Here is a 16,494-nt window from a genome sequence, read left to right as displayed (position 1 = left end):
CGCCGGTCGGAGGTTGTTGGACCGATCGTGGACATGCAGGGTGTGGTGGCGGCGGGCTTCGAGCCCGTCCGGGACGCGTTCGTACGCAACTTCGAGGTGCTCGGGGACCGGGGCGCGGCCGTGGCCGTCTACCGGGACGGCCGCAAGGTCGTCGACCTGTGGGGCGGCACGCGGGACGCGGGGGGCGCCGAGCCGTGGGCCGAGGACACCGCGCAGATCGTCCGGTCCGCCACCAAGGGCGTGGCCGCGGCCGTGCCGCTGCTGCTGCACCAGCGCGGACTGCTGGACCTGGACGCGCCCGTGGGCTCGTACTGGCCGGAGTTCAAGGAGGGCGGCAAGGAGCGGATCCTGGTCCGCGACGTGCTCGCGCACCGCGCGGGCATACCGGCGCTGGACCGGGGGCTGACCGCCGCCGAGGCCGCCGACGGGGTGTCCGGAGCGCGCGCGGTCGCCGCGCAGCGGCCCTTCTGGGAGCCGGGCACCGGGCACGGCTACCACGCGCAGACCTACAGCTGGCTGCTCTCCGAGCTGGTGCTGCGGGCCACCGGCCGCACCCTGGGCTCCGTCCTGGCGGAGGAGATCGCCGAGCCGCTGGGCCTGGACTTCTGGATCGGCCTTCCGGAGACCGAGGGCCACCGGGTGGGCCGGGTGGCCCCGGTCGAGCCGCCCGAGAGCGCGGGCATGCTGCGCACGCGGCCGCGGCGCAACGTCTCCGAGGCCTACGCCGATCCGCAGTCCCTCACCCGCCGGGCCTTCGCCGCCATCCACCCGCTGCCCGACGAGAACGCCGCCGCCTACCGGGCCTCCGAGCTCCCCGCCTCGAACGGTATCGGGACGGCCCGCGCCCTGGCCCGCTTCTACGGGGCCACGATCGGCGTCGTCGAGGACGGCGCACGGATCTTCACCCCGGCCACCACCGAGCTCGCCGCCCGGGAGCACTCCGCCGGGCCGGACCGGGTGCTGGTCGTGAACACCCGCTTCGGCGCCGGCTACATGCTGCACGGACCGGCCTCGCCGCTGCTCTCGCCGGCCTCCTTCGGCCACCCCGGCCGCGGCGGGTCCCTGGCCTTCGCGGACCCGGAGGCGGGTATCGGCTTCGGCTACGTCACCAACGCCCTGGCCAAGTCGGTCACCGCGGACCCGCGGGCGCAGGCCCTGGTCCGGGCGCTGCGGTCAGCCCTCTGACGGCGACGCGACCCGTTCCGGCGCGGGCCGTGCGCGTCGCCGCCCTCGGTCAGCCCGCGTTCAGCACCTGGGCGACGATCGGGCCCGCCGCCTCGCCGCCGTGGCCGCCGCCCTCGACCATCGCGGCCGCGGCCACGTCGCCGCTGAAGCCGGTGAACCAGCTGTCCGGGCTGTCCCCGGCGCCGCCGACCTCCGCCGAGCCGGTCTTCGCGCCCTTGTCCGAGCCGCCGACCGAGGACATGGCCTCGCTCGCGGTACCGCTGGTCGCCGTCAGCTTCATCATGCCGACCAGCTGCTGCTGTACCGAGGACTTCATTTTGCGCTTCGCCGTGGCGACCGTCCGGCCGTCGAGCTCCGGCGAGACCAGCAGCGGCTGGCGGAAGACGCCGGTGCGGGCGGTCGCGGTGATGGAGGCGACGTTCAGCGGGTTCATCGTGATCTTTCCCTGGCCGATGTACCCGGCGGCCTCCTCCGCGCCGGTCGCCACCGGAACCTTTCCGTCGGAGGACGGGATCCCCGTCTTCCAGTCCAGGTCGATGCCGAAGACCTCCGTGGCCTCCTTGGACAGTGCCGCGTCGTCGCGCACGCCGTCGATCGGCTTGATGAAGGCGGTGTTGCAGGACCGGGCGAAGCTGGTCGCGAAGGTGGCGCCCGGCGCGTCGAAGTTCTTCAGGTTGTGGAAGGTGCGGCCGCCCCAGACCGCTTCCTTGGTGCATTCGGCGGGCTTGTCGGCGGCGACCAGACCACGGTCCAGCAGCATCGCCGCCGTCACGATCTTCATCGTGGAGCCGGGGGCCCGTTTGCCCCGCATCGCCGCGTTGAAGCCGTCCTTGCGGTTGTTCGCGACGGCCAGGACATGTCCGTTGCTCGGCTGGACGGCGACCACCGAGGCCTCCGGGAACTTGGAGACCGCCTGTTCGGCCGCCGCCTGAACCTTCGCGTCCAGATACGTTTTGAGGGTGCTCGGCTCGCCCTCGACCAGGGTCAGCAGGGTCCGCTTGGGCGCCTCCTTGGCGGCCGGCTCGATCCACACCTCGGCGCCGGCCTTGCCGCCGGCCTTGCCGCCGTAGGTCTGGCGCAGCTCTTCGAGGACCTGGCGCAGCGAGGGGTACTTCTGCGCGGTCAGCTCCTCGCCGTTGCGGTCGACCGCCTTGACCGGCGGGTTCGCCGGGGCGCCCGCGCGCAGCGTCTCGTCCTTCTGGAGCTGCGGGTGGATCACCGAGGGCTGCCAGTCGACCAGCGGCTTTCCGCTGGTGAGCCCGCGGACCACGGTCAGTTGGGAGTCGTAGGCCAGCGGCTTGGTGGTGCCCTCGTAGGTGATCTCCGCCTCGACCTTGAAGGGCACGGTAGTGCCGTTCGGCGTACCGGGGGTGATCACCGCCTTGGACACGTACGCCCTGGTCCTGAAGTCCCCGACCGCGGCCTGCGCGGCCGCGGCGTTGTTGGTCAGGTCGGCCGCCACCCGCCCGTCCCCGGCCGCCCATGCGGCCAGGAAGGCCTTGGCGGTCTTCGCCGTGTCCTTCTCGCTGACCGGCCCGCTGCCGGCCTCGGCGGTGGTCTCGCCGTCCTTGCCGTCCGTACCGCCGTCGTCCCCGACGAGCGCATACACCCCGTACCCCGCGCCGCCGAGCATCGCGAGGAACACCCCGCCGACGATGGCACCTTTCGCAGCCCCGTTCACCTGTGTACCTTCCCCCATGAACCGACGGTTCTCTGAACGTGTTCAAAGAACCCTTGGTTCGGACTTTACGCTGCGCTGCGTTCCCGTATGCGGGTTGTTACCGGACCGGAACATCTGAGCGAAGCTCGTTCGGTACCGGCCGCCCCCTTCGGCCTGGCGGGCGGGGCGAAAATGCGTGCACCGGCGTCGTGTTCTAGCGTCGGAAGGGCGAGGGTGACCGATGCCCCCGAGCCGGTCGCCCCCCGGAGTGCCCGCTCCGCGCCGCCGCCCCCGCCCGCGGTCCGGCGCATCCCCTGACCGCGCGACCGACCGAGAGAGCAGGTGCGTCCGTATGCGTCCGTCGGCTCGAATCCCCAGCATCCTCGCAGGACTGGCGCTCGCCCTCGGCGGCGTCGCCGTCGCCGCCCCCTCCGCCCACGCGGACGTGAAGGCCTGCGAGCAGTACGTCGCCAAGCACGCCCCGAAGGCCACGGACGGCGCCGCGGAGGCCTGCTACCAGGGGCAGATCGGCAACCTGACCAGCTGCAACGCCAGCCTGGTCGCGGTCGGAGCCTCCAAGGACGTCGCGTCCTCGGCCTGCGAGGCGTCCCGCTAGCGGCAACGACAAGGGCCCCGACGCCGCCCGGCAGCCATCGGGGCCTGTGCCCTCGCCCGCTCCGCTCCGCTAGACCCAGGTGTCCAGCCACATGCGGCCGCGCCAGGAGTCCATCGGGAGGGTCTGGCCCGTGTAGATCGGCCAGAAGTAGATGAAGTTCCACGCGATCAGCAGGACCAGCACGCCCGCGCCGATCGCGCCCAGCGCCCGTCGGCGCTCGCTGGAGCCGGCCGGGCCCAGCAGGGCGCCGATCATCATCGCCACCGCCAGGCACAGGTACGGGACGAAGACCACCGCGTAGAAGTAGAAGATCGTCCGCTCCTGGTAGTTGAACCAGGGCAGCAGACCCGCCGTCAGCGCGCACGCGATCGCGCCCGCCCGCCAGTCGCGGCGGAAGAACCACCGCCACAGCACGTACAGCAGCGCGAAGCAGCCCGCCCACCACAACAGCGGGGTGCCGAGGGCCAGCACCTCGCGGGCGCACTTGCCCGCCTCCGTCGCCGGGCAGCCGTCGGTGCCGGGCTCGGGGGACTCGTAGAAGTAGGAGACGGGACGGCCCAGGACCAGCCAGCTCCACGGGTTGGACTCGTAGGTGTGCCCCGAGGTCAGGCCGACGTGGAAGTTGTAGACCTCGGTCTCGTAATGCCACAGGCTGCGCAGCCACTCCGGCAGGAAGCCGAGCGAGCCGGCCTGGTCGTTCTTGGCCGCCCAGTCGCGCAGATAGCCGCCCTTGCCGTTGTCCGGGCTGAGGATCCAGCCCGACCACGAGGCCAGGTACGTGACGATCGCGACCGGGACGGTGGAGACGAAGGCGGGCAGCGCGTCGCGGCGCAGCATCGAGGCGTACGGAGCACCCGCGCCCGCCGTGCGGCGCGCGGCGGCGTCCCACAGGACGGTGAGGACGCCGAAGAAGGCGAGGACGACGAAGCCGTTCCACTTCGTGCCCGCCGCCAGACCCAGGCAGACGCCGGCGAGGATCCGGTACGGCCGCCAGCCCAGCCGCAGCGTCTCGGCGATCTTCGCGTCGGGCCGGGTGCGGCCCTCCTCGTCCACCGGCAGCGCGTCCGCGAGCCGGGCTCTGGCCCGGTCGCGGTCGATGAGCAGCGCCCCGAATGCGGCCAGCACGAAGAACATCAGCACCAGGTCCAGCAGCGCCGTGCGGCTCATCACCAGGTGCAGGCCGTCCACCGCGAGCAGCGCGCCCGCCAGACAGCCGAGGAAGGTCGAGCGGAACAGCCGCCGTCCGATCCGGCACAGCATCAGTACCGACAGGGTGCCGAGCACGGCGGTCATGAACCGCCAGCCGAAGGGGGTGAAGCCGAACATCCACTCGCCGAGCCCGATCACCCATTTGCCGACGGGCGGGTGCACGACGTAGCCCGGATCCGTCGGGAGGGCGACCCCGGCCGGGTTGGCGAGGATCGACTTGTCGATGTCCTTGGGCCAGCTCGCCTCGTAGCCCTGCTTGATCGTGGCCCAGGCGTCCTTGGCGTAGTACGTCTCGTCGAATATCACCGCCTTCGGGCTGCCCAGGTGCACGAACCGCAGCACCCCGGCGACCAGCGCCACCAGCGCCGGCCCCGCCCACGAGACGATCCGCTGCCAGGTCCCCCACACCTCGGGCACCAGCCCGAAGCTCATCCACAGCTGCTTGGACGGCCTGGCGTACGGGGGCACCAGCCGGGTACGCACGTCCGCGCACGCGGCCGGGCCGGCGGGCGGCGCGTAGCCGAAGCCGCGCAACCGGCGCAGCCAGGTGGACGGATCGTCTTCGCGTCCCACCGGGGAGGCGGGCGGGGCCCCCGCGGGGCTGGGCGGCGGCGTCGCGGTACTGGTCACCGGCACATCGTAGGGAAGAGATCTGTGTGCGCCACCAGTGGCGGGGGGCGTCGGGGCACCGGGCTGAGAGGATGGGCGGGTGACGACTGACCAGCCCCGCGGTACCGAGCCCACCCGAACCGCCGCCACGGCCGAAGGCCCGATGGGCACGCTCGTGCTCGCCGGCACCCCCATCGGCGACCTGACGGACGCCCCGCCGCGTCTGGCGGCCGAGCTGGAGCGGGCCGACGTGATCGCCGCCGAGGACACCCGGCGGCTGCGCCGGCTGACCCAGGGGCTGGGCGTGCACACCACCGGGCGCGTCCTGTCGTACTTCGAGGGCAACGAGTCGGCGCGCACCCCCGAGCTGGTCGAGGCCCTGGTCGGCGGCGCGCGCGTCCTGCTGGTCACCGACGCCGGCATGCCCTCGGTGTCCGACCCCGGCTACCGGCTGGTCGCCGCCGCCGTGGAGAAGGACATCAGGGTCACCGCCGTCCCCGGGCCGTCCGCGGTGCTCACCGCGCTCGCCATGTCGGGGCTGCCCGTGGACCGGTTCTGCTTCGAGGGGTTCCTGCCGCGCAAGGCGGGGGAGCGCCTGAGCAGGCTGCGCGAGGTCGAGGGCGAGCGGCGCACGCTCGTCTACTTCGAGGCCCCGCACCGGCTCGACGACACCCTGGCCGCCATGGCCGAGGTCTTCGGGGCCGACCGGCGGGCCGCGGTGTGCCGCGAGCTGACCAAGACGTACGAGGAGGTCAAGCGCGGCGGGCTCGGCGAGCTCGCCGCCTGGGCCGCCGAGGGCGTGCGCGGGGAGATCACGGTCGTGGTCGAGGGCGCTCCGGCGGCCGCGCCCGGCGACGTGGACGCCGAGGAGCTGGTGCGCCGGGTGCGGGTGCGCGAGGAGGCCGGCGAGCGGCGCAAGGAGGCCATCGCGGCGGTCGCCGCCGAGGCGGGCGTACCCAAGCGCGAGGTGTTCGACGCGGTCGTGGCGGCAAAGAACGCGGCACAAAAGGTGCCGCAGGCAGGTAAAGAGCTTGCCTGAAAGGCAAAGCTCAGACCGCGCACCGGGCACTTTCGAAATGAGTCGCCCAAGGGCCGTCCAACAGTAGACAGGGCCTGATGCGCTCCCGCCCGTAGAGGCGTCCACTGGCAATGGCACCAGTGGAACAAGAGGAGCTGGCATGAGTGAGATCGCAGACACCCCGGTACCCGTCCCCGCCGCAGTCCCTGTCGCTGTGTCCGCCACCGACGTGCACACCGTGCACGAGGCCTACTCCTTCGCGTGCATGAAATGCGGCTACGGCTGGGAGCAGGCGTACGCGATCGAGCACCACGTCGACGCCAAGGGCGAGCCGTTCATCATGTACAAGGCCGATGGCGAGCGGGTGCCCTCGCCGCTGTCCAACCCGACCTGCCTGAACTGCGGCGGACACGTCGTACGGATCATGCGCGCCGGCCAGGTCTCCTCGGTGATGGGCATGATCGACCACCTCTACCACCACCAGATCGCCCCCGGGATCGCCGGACCGGTACCGGCCGGGGTGAACGTCCCCCGGCCGCCGAAGCAGCGCAGGGCGCCCCGCTCGCCCGCCGCCCCCGGGCCCGTGGCCCTCGAGCCGGCCGGGGAGCGCGGGGGCCTGCTCTCCCGCCTGAAGGGGTTCTTCCGCCGGTCATAGGATCGGCCGTATGAGCACACGCGTGGAGAAGACGCAGACGCAGGCCAAGGACGCACCGCCGCCGCTGCCCGAGCCCCTTCGGGTGGCGGTCGCGGACTCGCACACCCACCTCGACATGCAGTCCGGCACTGTCGAGGAGGGCCTTGCGAAGGCCGCCTCGGTGGGCGTGACCACCGTCGTCCAGGTCGGCTGCGACGTGAAGGGCTCCCGGTGGGCCGCCGAGACCGCGGCCGCCCATGCGAACGTCCACGCGGCCGTCGCCCTCCACCCGAACGAAGCCCCGCGCATCGTCCACGGGGATCCGGACAACTGGTCGCGCCAGGGCGCCCGGGCGGGCGGCGGCGAGTCCGCGCTGGACGAGGCCCTCGCCGAGATCGAGGCGCTGGCCGCGCTCGACCACGTCAAGGCGGTCGGCGAGACCGGCCTGGACTACTTCCGCACGGGTCCGGAGGGCATGGCCGCGCAGGAGCGGTCCTTCCGCGCGCACATCGAGATCGCCAAGCGGCAGGGCAAGGCCCTGGTCATCCACGACCGGGACGCCCACGCGGACGTGCTGCGCGTCCTGCGGGAGGAGGGCGCCCCCGAACGGACCGTCTTCCACTGCTACTCCGGGGACGCCGAGATGGCCCGCGAGTGCGCGGCCGCCGGGTACTACATGTCCTTCGCCGGGACCGTCACCTTCAAGAACGCGGGCGCGCTGCGTGAGGCGCTGGCCGTGGCCCCGCAGGAGCTGGTGCTCGTCGAGACGGACGCGCCGTACCTGACCCCGGCGCCGTACCGCGGACGGCCCAATGCGCCGTACCTCATTCCGCTGACGGTCCGGGCGATGGCCGCGGTCCGCGGTATCGACGAGGACGCGATGGCCACCGCGCTGGCGGCCAACACGGCCCGCGCCTTCGACTACTGACGCCCCGCCCGCCCCGACACGCTGTGTAGCCGTACGGCTTTGGAGCGTGACGGCTCCTCCGCTAGGGTGCCGTGCCCGCACTCAGAGGGTGCCGGATCACCAGTGGAGCGAGCGTCGTGAGCGATACGCAGGGCAGTCACCGCCGTGGCGGTCCCGTCCCCGAGGCGTACGAGGCCCAGCCCTTGGCCTGGCCGGCAGGTTCGGGCGATCCCGTCCCCGCCCCGTGGGACCCCCGGCCCGCGGTCCCCGTCCCGCGCGGCGGGCGCCGCCGCCGGGCCGCCCTGTCACCGGCCGAGCTGGCGGAGGCCGACACCCTGGCCGCGGCGCCCGCGGCGCCCGTGGCGCCCGTGGCGCCCGTGGCGCCCGCGGCCCCCGCAGCGCCCGGGTCGGGCCGCCGCCGGGCCGCGAACCCGGCGGGCCCCGCCACGGCGCCGGCCGACACCCTGGCCGTGGCACCCGTGGCACCCGTGGCACCCGTGGTGCCGGGCCAGGGCGCGGGGACCGGCCGCCGCCGCGCCCGGGGCCGCGGCCTGCCCGACCGGCCCATCGGCACGAACTGGCGGCGGATCGTGCCGCAGGCCCTCGTCGTCGCCTTCCTCGCGGGCGGCACCACGGCGTTCGTGGCCGCCGACAAATCGGTACGGCTCACCGTGGACGGAGTCCCGCGCACCCTGCACACCTTCGCCGACGACATCGGCGAACTGCTCGCCGCCGAAGGACTCGGCGTCGGCCCCCACGACCTCGTCGCCCCCGCCGCCCGCGCACCCCTCGAAGACGGCGAGGAGGTCGTCGTCCGCTACGGCCGCCCCCTGCGCCTGACCCTCGACGGGCAGCAGCGCCAGGTGTGGACCACCGCCCGCACCGTCGAGGGCGCGCTGCACCAGTTCGGCATCCGCGCCGAGGGCGCCTACCTCTCCGCCCCCCGCACCGCCCCCGTCCCGCGCGCCGGGCTGGCCCTCAGCGTCCGCACCGAACGCAGCGTCACCTTCATGGCCGACGGCCGCGAACGCACCATCCGCACCAACGCCGCCACCGTCCAGGAGGCCCTCGACCAGGCCGGCATCACCCTCCACGGCCAGGACACCACCTCCGTGCCCCCCACCGACTTCCCCCGCGACGGCCAGACCGTCACGGTGCTGCGCATCACCGGCACCCGCGAGGTCCGCGAGGAGCGCATCCCGTTCGAGACCGAGAAGGTCAAGGACCCCGAGCTGTTCTCCGGCACCGAGGTCGTCGAGCGCGCCGGCCGACCCGGGGCGCGCAGGGTCACGTACAGCCTGCGCACCGTCAACGGGGTCCGGCAGAAGCCGCGGCCCATCGCCGACGAGGTCGTCCGCGAACCGGTCAGCCAGCTCGTCAAGGTCGGCACCAGGGCCCTGCCGAGCTCCGTCACCGGCGCCGACGGCCTCAACTGGGCGGCCCTGGCCCAGTGCGAATCCGGCGGCCGTCCCTCCGCCACCGACGCCTCGGGCACCTACGGCGGCCTCTACCAGTTCGACGTCCGCACCTGGCAGGGCCTCGGCGGCAGCGGACGCCCGCAGAACGCCTCGGGCACGGAACAGACGTACCGGGCGAAGAAGCTCTACGTGCAGCGGGGGGCGAGCCCGTGGCCGCACTGCGGCCGCAGGCTCACGTCGTAGCGAGCACGCCGATCTGAGACGCTTTACCGGTGAGCACCGCAGAGCAGCAGCCCGAGAACCCCGAGAACACCCCTCCTTCCGTGTCCGACGCCCTCCTCGGCCCGGCCGACATCAGGGAGCTGGCCGCCGCCCTCGGCGTACGCCCGACGAAGCAGAAGGGGCAGAACTTCGTCATCGACGCCAACACGGTGCGCCGGATCGTGCGCACCGCTGAGGTCCGCCCGGACGACGTCGTCGTCGAGGTCGGCCCCGGGCTCGGCTCGCTGACGCTCGCGCTGCTGGAGGCCGCGGACCGGGTCGTCGCCGTCGAGATCGACGACATCCTGGCCGCCGCGCTGCCCGCCACCATCGAGGCGCGGATGCCCGCGAGGAAGGACCGCTTCGCGCTGGTCCACTCCGACGCGATGCTCGTGACCGAACTGCCCGGCCCGCCGCCGACCGCCCTCGTCGCGAACCTGCCCTACAACGTGGCCGTCCCCGTCCTGCTGACCATGCTCGACCGCTTCCCGACCATCGAGCGCACGCTCGTGATGGTGCAGGCGGAGGTCGCCGACCGGCTGGCCGCCGAGCCGGGCAACAAGGTCTACGGGGTGCCCTCGGTCAAGGCCAACTGGTACGCGCACGTCAAGCGCGCCGGTGCCATCGGCCGCAAGGTCTTCTGGCCCGCCCCGAACGTCGACTCCGGTCTCGTCTCGCTGGTGCGCCGCACCGAGCCGATCAGGACGACCGCGACCAAGGCGGAGGTCTTCGCGGTCGTGGACGCCGCTTTCGCCCAGCGCCGCAAGACGCTGCGCGCCGCGCTGGCCGGCTGGGCCGGATCGGCGGCGGGCGCGGAGGCCGCGCTGGTCGCCGCCGGTGTCTCGCCGCAGGCCCGCGGGGAGTCCCTGACGGTCGAGGAGTTCGCGGCGATCGCCGAGCACAAGCCCGCGGCGGAGAGGCCCGCACTGTGAGCGCGCTCCGGGCGGCCGTGACCGTACGGGTCCCCGCCAAGGTCAACGTGCAGCTCGCGGTGGGCGCGGCCCGCCCCGACGGCTTCCACGACCTGGCCAACGTCTTCCTCGCCGTGTCGCTGTTCGACGAGGTGACGGCCACCCCGGCCGACACCCTGACCGTCACCTGCGAGGGTCCGGACGCAGACAAGGTCCCGCTGGACCGCACCAACCTCGCGGCGCGCGCCGCCGAGATCCTCGCGGCCCGGTCCGGCATCGAACCCGCCGTCCACCTCCACATCGCGAAGAGCATCCCGGTTGCGGGCGGCATGGCGGGCGGCAGCGCGGACGGGGCGGCCGCCCTGCTGGCCTGCGACGCCTTGTGGGGCCTGGACACCCCGCGCGCCGAACTCCTCGGCCTCTGCGCGGAGCTCGGCAGCGACGTCCCCTTCAGTCTGGTCGGCGGGGCCGCGCTCGGCACCGGCCGGGGCGAGCTGCTGACCCCGGTGGAAGCCGGGGCGTTCCACTGGGTCTTCGCGGTGGCCGACGGGGGGCTGTCCACGCCGGCGGTGTTCCGCGAGTTCGACCGGCTGGCCGAGGCGGAGGGTACGCGGATCCCGGTGCCGGTGGCCTCGCCGGTGCTCCTGGCGGCCCTCGCGTCGGGCGACGCCAACGCCCTGGGCGCGGCGCTGGCCAATGACCTCCAGGCGGCGGCGCTGTCGCTGCGGCCGCCGCTGGCGCGGACGTTGGCCGCGGGCGTGGAGGGTGGTGCGCTGGCCGCGCTGGTCTCCGGCTCGGGGCCGACGACGGCGTTCCTGGTCGCGGACGAGGAATCCGCCGCCAAGGTCGCGGCCGCGCTCGAGGCCTCCGGCACCTGCCGAGCCACTCACGTGGCGTCCAGCCCGGCTCCGGGTGCGACGGTCCTGCCGTCCTGACCCTGCGGGCCGGTTGCCGGGGGCGCTGCCCCCGGACCCCCGCGCCTCAAACGCCGGCGGGGCTGGAACAGCGCGGCGGAGCCCCGGGCAGTACTCAGGCGGGAGTTGAGTATCCGCGCCCTGTCGGGGGACGGCCCGCGAGGGCGACCGTGGGGTCATGACAGCCACCGCACGGGCCCTCGCCGACGCGACGCCCGCCGACCGCGACCGGTACGTCGACCTGCTGCGCGTCGCCTCGCTCGGCACCGTCATCGCCGGGCACTGGCTGATGGCCGCCGTCAGCGCCGACGGGATAGGGAATCTGCTCGCCCTCGTGCCCGCCCTCCAAGTGCTCACCTGGGGGTTGCAGATCATGCCCGTCTTCTTTTTCGTCGGCGGGTTCTCGCACGCCCTGTCCTACCGTTCCCTCGCCCGCCGCACCGACGGCCCCGTCTACGCCGTCTTCCTGCGGGCCCGGCTCCAGCGGCTGCTGCGCCCCACCCTCGTCTTCGTCCTGGTGTGGGCGCTGCTCGCGCTCGCCGTGCAGCTCGCCGGCCGCGGCGGCGGTCCGCTGACGGGGGCCGCGCTGCGGCTGGTCACCCAGCCGTTGTGGTTCATCGGGATCTACCTGGCCATGGTCGCCTTCACCCCGCCGCTGCTGAAGCTGCACGAGCGTTACGGCTGGGGGGCCTTCGCCGCGCCGGCCGGGGCGGCCGCGCTGGTCGATGTACTGCGCTTCGCGCTCGGGGTCCCGTACGTGGAGTTCCTGAACTTCGCCTTCGTCTGGCTCGCCGTCCACCAGCTCGGCTTCCTGCGCGCCGACGGCCGGATCCGCCGGCCCGCCGTCCTCGCCGCCGCGGGTCTCGCCTCTGCCGCGCTGCTGGTGGCGTACGGCCCGTACCCGCTGTCCATGGTGGGGATGCCCGGCGAGAAGGTGTCCAACATGGCCCCGCCCACCCTGGCTCTCCTGTGCCACGGCCTGTGGCTCGTCGGCGCCGTCCAGCTGCTGTCCCGGCCCGCCACCGCCTGGCTGGGCCGCCCGCGTGTCTGGCGCGGGGTCGTCGCGGCCAACGGCCTCGCCATGACCGCCTTCCTGTGGCACCTCACCGCCATGCTCGCCGTGTACGGGATCCAGCTCGCCCTCGGCCTCGGCCTGCCGGCCCCCGCGACGGCCGCCTGGTGGGCGCAGGCCCCGGTACGAGTGCTGGCCGCGGCCGTGGTCACGGGCGTGCTCGTCGCGCTGTTCCGCCGTTTCGAGGCGCCCCGGCCGACTGTTCCCGCCCCGGCCCGGCGCACCGGCGGGCCGCTGGCCGCCGTCGGGATCACCCTGTGCCTGCTCGGCATCCTGGGCCTGTCCATGACCGGGCTCGGCGGTCTGCTCGACGGGCACAGTGCCACGCTGATCGCCCTGCCCGTCACCGCGCCGGCCGCGATCGCGATGGCGCTGGGCGGCTGGTATCTCGTGGAACGGTCCGCCCCGGCCCGGAGGGTTAGGCTGGGGGGCTGATCCACACCCTTTCCCTGGAGCGCGTCTGATGGCCGTCAATCTGGTCAATGTCGAGGCAGTCAGCAAGGTGTACGGCACACGTACCCTGCTGGACGGCATCTCCCTCGGCGTGTCCGAGGGGGACCGGATCGGCGTCGTCGGCCGCAACGGCGACGGGAAGACCACCCTCATCCGCATGCTCGCCAAGCTGGAGGAGCCCGACACCGGCCGGGTCACCCAGCTTGGCGGCCTGCGCATGGGCGTCCTCACCCAGCACGACTCGCTCGACCCCTCGGCCACCGTCCGCCACGAGATCATCGGCGACATGGCCGACCACGAGTGGGCCGGCAACGCCAAGATCCGCGACGTGCTGACCGGACTCTTCGGCGGCCTCGACCTGCCCGGCTTCGGCCAGGGCCTCGACACCGTCATCGGCCCGCTCTCCGGTGGCGAGCGCCGCCGGATCGCCCTCGCCCAGCTGCTCATCGCCGACCAGGACCTCCTGATCCTCGACGAGCCCACCAACCACCTCGACGTCGAGGGCATCTCCTGGCTGGCCAAGCACCTTCAGGAGCGCCGCTCCGCGCTCGTCTGCGTCACCCACGACCGCTGGTTCCTCGACCAGGTCTGCACCCGCATGTGGGACGTGCAGCGCGGAGACGTGCACGAGTACGAGGGCGGCTACAGCGACTACGTCTTCGCCCGCGCCGAGCGCGACCGGATCGCCGCCACCGAGGAGTCCAAGCGCCAGAACCTGATGCGCAAGGAGCTGGCCTGGCTGCGCCGCGGCGCCCCCGCCCGGACCTCCAAGCCCCGCTACCGCATCGAGGCGGCCAACGAGCTGATCGCCGACGTGCCGCCGCCGCGCGACACGTCCGAGCTGATGAAGTTCGCCAACGCGCGCCTGGGCAAGACCGTCTTCGACCTCGAGGACGTCAGCGTGCACGCCGGGCCCAAGGAGCTGCTCAAGCACCTCACCTGGCATCTGGGCCCCGGCGACCGCGTCGGCCTCGTCGGCGTCAACGGCGCCGGCAAGACCTCCCTGCTGCGCGCCCTGGCCGAGGCCGCCCGCACCCAGGGCGAGATCCAGCCCGCCGCCGGAAAGGTCATCGTCGGCAAGACCGTCAAGCTGGCCTACCTCTCGCAGGAGGTCGGCGAGCTCGACCCGTCCCTGCGCGTCCTGGAGGCCGTCCAGCGGGTGCGCGACCGGGTCGACCTCGGCAAGGGCCGCGAGATGACGGCGGGCCAGCTCTGCGAGCAGTTCGGCTTCACCAAGGAGAAGCAGTGGACGCCGGTCGGCGACCTCTCCGGTGGTGAGCGGCGCCGCCTGCAGATCCTGCGCCTGCTGATGGACGAGCCCAACGTCCTCTTCCTCGACGAGCCCACCAACGACCTCGACATCGAGACCCTGACCCAGCTGGAGGACCTCCTCGACGGCTGGCCCGGGTCGATGATCGTGATCTCCCACGACCGCTTCTTCATCGAGCGCACCACCGACACGGTGATGGCGCTGCTCGGCGACGCCAGCCTGCGGATGCTGCCGCGGGGTCTGGACGAGTACCTGGAGCGCAGGCGGCGGATGATCGAGGCGGCCGCCCCGGCGCCCGCCCAGGCCTCCACCGCCGCGAAGTCCACCGCCTCGGGGGACTCGCGTGCCGCGAAGAAGGAGCTGCAGAAGATCGAGCGGCAGCTGAACAAGCTGTCCGACCGAGAGGGCAACCTGCACGCCCAGATCGCCGAGAACTCCACCGACTACGACAAGGTGGCCAAGCTGGACGCGGACCTCCGCGAACTCCTCGCGGACCGCGACGATTTGGAGATGCGCTGGCTGGAGCTGGCCGAGGAGGCCTGAGCGGGGGCGGGGCGATCAGTCCCGTACCGACCCGTTCCGCGGGTCAACTGGCCGGATAACGGCGGCGTCACGGGCCGGTCCTCCCTTGGGAACAGGGGGCGGACCGGCCCGATGTATGAGCGCTGTCAGTGATAGAAAGGTCATCCTCCCCACCCCCACCTATGCCGAAAGCGTGCGCTGATGACCGAGCCGCCCCAGCCGCCGAACCAGCCACCGACACCTTCCGGTTACGGACACCTGCCCGGCCCGCCGCAGCAGGGCTACGGGTTCCCGCCGCAGGGCGAGAACCCGTACGCGCAGCAGCCCGGGTACCCGCCGCAGCCGCCCACCGTGCAGCAGCAGCACGCGGGCCCCGGCCACCCGCCGCCCCCGCCCGGCGGCCCCGGTACGCCGCCGAAGAAGAAGGCGGCCGTCCTGATCGCGGCCTCGGTGGCCGCCGTCCTGGTCCTGGCCGGCGTCGGCTACGTCGCGTTCTCCGGCGACGACAAGGACGGCAAGCCGATCGCGCAGGAGTCCACCGACGCCAAGCCGTCCGGCTCCTCCTCCGTGGACAAGGGCAACGGCAACGGGGACGGTGGCGCCGAGCGGACGGACCTCAACTCCGGCCGCAAGCAGGGCGAGGACAAGGCCCTCTGGCTCAAGACCGCCAAGATCGACGGCCCCGGCATGGGCGTCGACTCGGCCGGCCAGTGGGTCGTCGGCGACACCGTCGTCAAGACCGTCTGGAAGAACCTCACCGGCTACTCGGTCACCGACGGCAAGGAGAAGTGGACTCTCCCCTTCCCTGCCCTGATCTGCTCCGTCGCCCCGCAGACCACGGCCGAGGGCCGGACGGTCGTCATGTACCGCGACAGCGAGGGCGAGAACGCCACCTGCACCCAGCTGCGCGTCGTCGACCTCAAGACGGGCAAGGAGGTCTGGTCGAAGGAGGTGCCCAAGGAGGGGCTCTTCGACATCTTCACCAGCCCCACCCTGTCCATGATCGGCGACACGGTCACCGTCAGTCGTGGCGGAACCGCCAGCGCCTTCAAGATCAGCAACGGTGACAAGCTCTTCGCGAGCCCCCGGGGCGAGGGCTGCAACCCGGACTCCTACGAGGCCGGCAACGGCAGGATGATCGCCCTCGCCACCTGCTCCGACGAGGAGTCCTCCGCCGAGGTCCACGGCATCGACCCCGTCACCGGAGCGAAGGCCTGGGCCTTCCGGCTCCCCGCGAAGTTCAAGGTCACCAGCATCTACTCGGTGAACCCGACCGTCATCGACATCGGCAACGAGCAGACGAAGCAGCGCTCCATCGTGGTCCTGGGACCCGACGGGAAGCAGACCGTCACCCTCGCCGGCGAGGGCAGCTTCGCCGTCGGCTGCGGCGACACCGGCCTCTTCCGGTCCCTGGCGACCTGCCCCTCCGCCGCCGTCGACGGCAACACCCTCTACCTGCCCACCGCGGCGGCCGCCGGCGCGGCCAACGAGATCGTCGCCTTCGACCTGGCCACCGGCAAGGACAAGTGGCGCACCCCGGCCGGCGACAAGCGCACCCTGACCCCGCTCAAAGCCGTGAACGGGCAGCTGATCGCCTACCGCAAGGCCGAGTCCGACCAGGGCGGCGAGGTCGTCTCGATCCCGGCCGCGGGCGGCACGCCCACCGCGCTCCTGCGCCACCCCTCGGGCCCCGCCGCCCCGATCGAGAGCACCTTCCACACCCCGAAGCTGGACTACGTGGACGGACGGTTCTTCATCTCCTCCACCCACCTGCGGGCCCAGGGCCAGGACGAGAAGCTCCTGATGGTCTTCGGCAAGTGAGAACGCGTCCAAGC

13 protein-coding genes are annotated in these 16,494 nt (G+C 73.0%); 11 read left to right on the top strand and 2 right to left on the bottom strand.

Translation table 11 applies throughout. The annotated features are described in order from the left end of the window. Nucleotides 1-33: 33 nt before the first annotated feature. A complete protein-coding gene (locus tag ACIQZO_RS32660; protein WP_403633441.1) occupies nt 34-1,185 on the top strand; it encodes a serine hydrolase domain-containing protein in 1,152 nt (383 codons plus the stop codon). A 49-nt stretch (nt 1,186-1,234) separates the two neighbouring features. Here ACIQZO_RS32660 and ACIQZO_RS32655 read toward each other — a convergent pair whose 3' ends face one another. Beyond that, nucleotides 1,235-2,884 carry a penicillin-binding transpeptidase domain-containing protein gene (locus ACIQZO_RS32655; RefSeq protein WP_403633234.1) on the bottom strand — a complete coding sequence of 550 codons (1,650 nt, stop codon included), beginning with the start codon at nt 2,882-2,884 and terminating at the stop codon, nt 1,235-1,237. A 313-nt stretch (nt 2,885-3,197) separates the two neighbouring features. Here ACIQZO_RS32655 and ACIQZO_RS32650 point away from each other — a divergent pair, with 313 nt between their 5' ends. Then, the gene (locus ACIQZO_RS32650; protein WP_403633231.1) at nt 3,198-3,461 is read left to right on the top strand and encodes a hypothetical protein; all 264 of its coding nucleotides are present in this window, start codon (nt 3,198-3,200) and stop codon (nt 3,459-3,461) included. A gap of 69 nt (nt 3,462-3,530) precedes the next feature. On the opposite strand, the gene ACIQZO_RS32645 is transcribed toward ACIQZO_RS32650, so the two are convergent. Continuing rightward, entirely contained in the window at nt 3,531-5,300 is a 1,770-nt protein-coding gene (locus ACIQZO_RS32645; RefSeq protein WP_403633229.1) for a dolichyl-phosphate-mannose--protein mannosyltransferase, read from the bottom strand. A 142-nt stretch (nt 5,301-5,442) separates the two neighbouring features. Between ACIQZO_RS32645 and rsmI the strand changes: the two genes are divergently transcribed. The 9 genes from rsmI to ACIQZO_RS32600 all read left to right on the top strand — a co-directional run bounded on the left by rsmI (nt 5,443) and on the right by ACIQZO_RS32600 (nt 16,480). Next, nucleotides 5,443-6,318: a 16S rRNA (cytidine(1402)-2'-O)-methyltransferase gene (gene rsmI, locus ACIQZO_RS32640; protein WP_403633438.1), complete on the top strand. Its 876-nt coding sequence runs from the start codon at nt 5,443-5,445 to the stop codon at nt 6,316-6,318. Between the two features lie 139 nt (nt 6,319-6,457). Further along, a complete protein-coding gene (locus ACIQZO_RS32635; RefSeq protein WP_403633226.1) occupies nt 6,458-6,952 on the top strand; it encodes a hypothetical protein in 495 nt (164 codons plus the stop codon). A 10-nt stretch (nt 6,953-6,962) separates the two neighbouring features. After that, nucleotides 6,963-7,859 (top strand): TatD family hydrolase, encoded by an 897-nt coding sequence (locus tag ACIQZO_RS32630; RefSeq protein WP_403633223.1) that lies wholly within the window; start codon nt 6,963-6,965, stop codon nt 7,857-7,859. Between the two features lie 116 nt (nt 7,860-7,975). Beyond that, nucleotides 7,976-9,499 carry a ubiquitin-like domain-containing protein gene (locus tag ACIQZO_RS32625; RefSeq protein WP_403633221.1) on the top strand — a complete coding sequence of 508 codons (1,524 nt, stop codon included), beginning with the start codon at nt 7,976-7,978 and terminating at the stop codon, nt 9,497-9,499. A gap of 29 nt (nt 9,500-9,528) precedes the next feature. Then, the gene (rsmA, locus tag ACIQZO_RS32620; protein WP_403633218.1) at nt 9,529-10,449 is read left to right on the top strand and encodes a 16S rRNA (adenine(1518)-N(6)/adenine(1519)-N(6))-dimethyltransferase RsmA; all 921 of its coding nucleotides are present in this window, start codon (nt 9,529-9,531) and stop codon (nt 10,447-10,449) included. Further along, nucleotides 10,446-11,363, top strand: coding sequence for a 4-(cytidine 5'-diphospho)-2-C-methyl-D-erythritol kinase (locus ACIQZO_RS32615; protein ID WP_403633216.1), 918 nt, complete (start codon nt 10,446-10,448; stop codon nt 11,361-11,363). The genes rsmA and ACIQZO_RS32615 overlap by 4 nt, the downstream gene beginning before the upstream one ends. Nucleotides 11,364-11,520: 157 nt before the next feature. Then, nucleotides 11,521-12,849, top strand: a complete 1,329-nt coding sequence (locus ACIQZO_RS32610) for an acyltransferase family protein (protein ID WP_403633214.1) — start codon at nt 11,521-11,523, stop codon at nt 12,847-12,849. A 28-nt stretch (nt 12,850-12,877) separates the two neighbouring features. Then, entirely contained in the window at nt 12,878-14,680 is a 1,803-nt protein-coding gene (locus ACIQZO_RS32605) for an ABC-F family ATP-binding cassette domain-containing protein (protein ID WP_403633212.1), read from the top strand. 180 nt (nt 14,681-14,860) lie between these two features. Further along, nucleotides 14,861-16,480 (top strand): PQQ-binding-like beta-propeller repeat protein, encoded by a 1,620-nt coding sequence (locus ACIQZO_RS32600; RefSeq protein WP_403633209.1) that lies wholly within the window; start codon nt 14,861-14,863, stop codon nt 16,478-16,480. Nucleotides 16,481-16,494 lie beyond the last annotated feature (14 nt).

Origin of the sequence: Streptomyces sp. NPDC097617 (assembly GCF_044761485.1) — a bacterium.
GTDB lineage: Bacteria > Actinomycetota > Actinomycetes > Streptomycetales > Streptomycetaceae > Streptomyces.
This window is presented reverse-complemented; position numbering and strand designations above follow the sequence as displayed.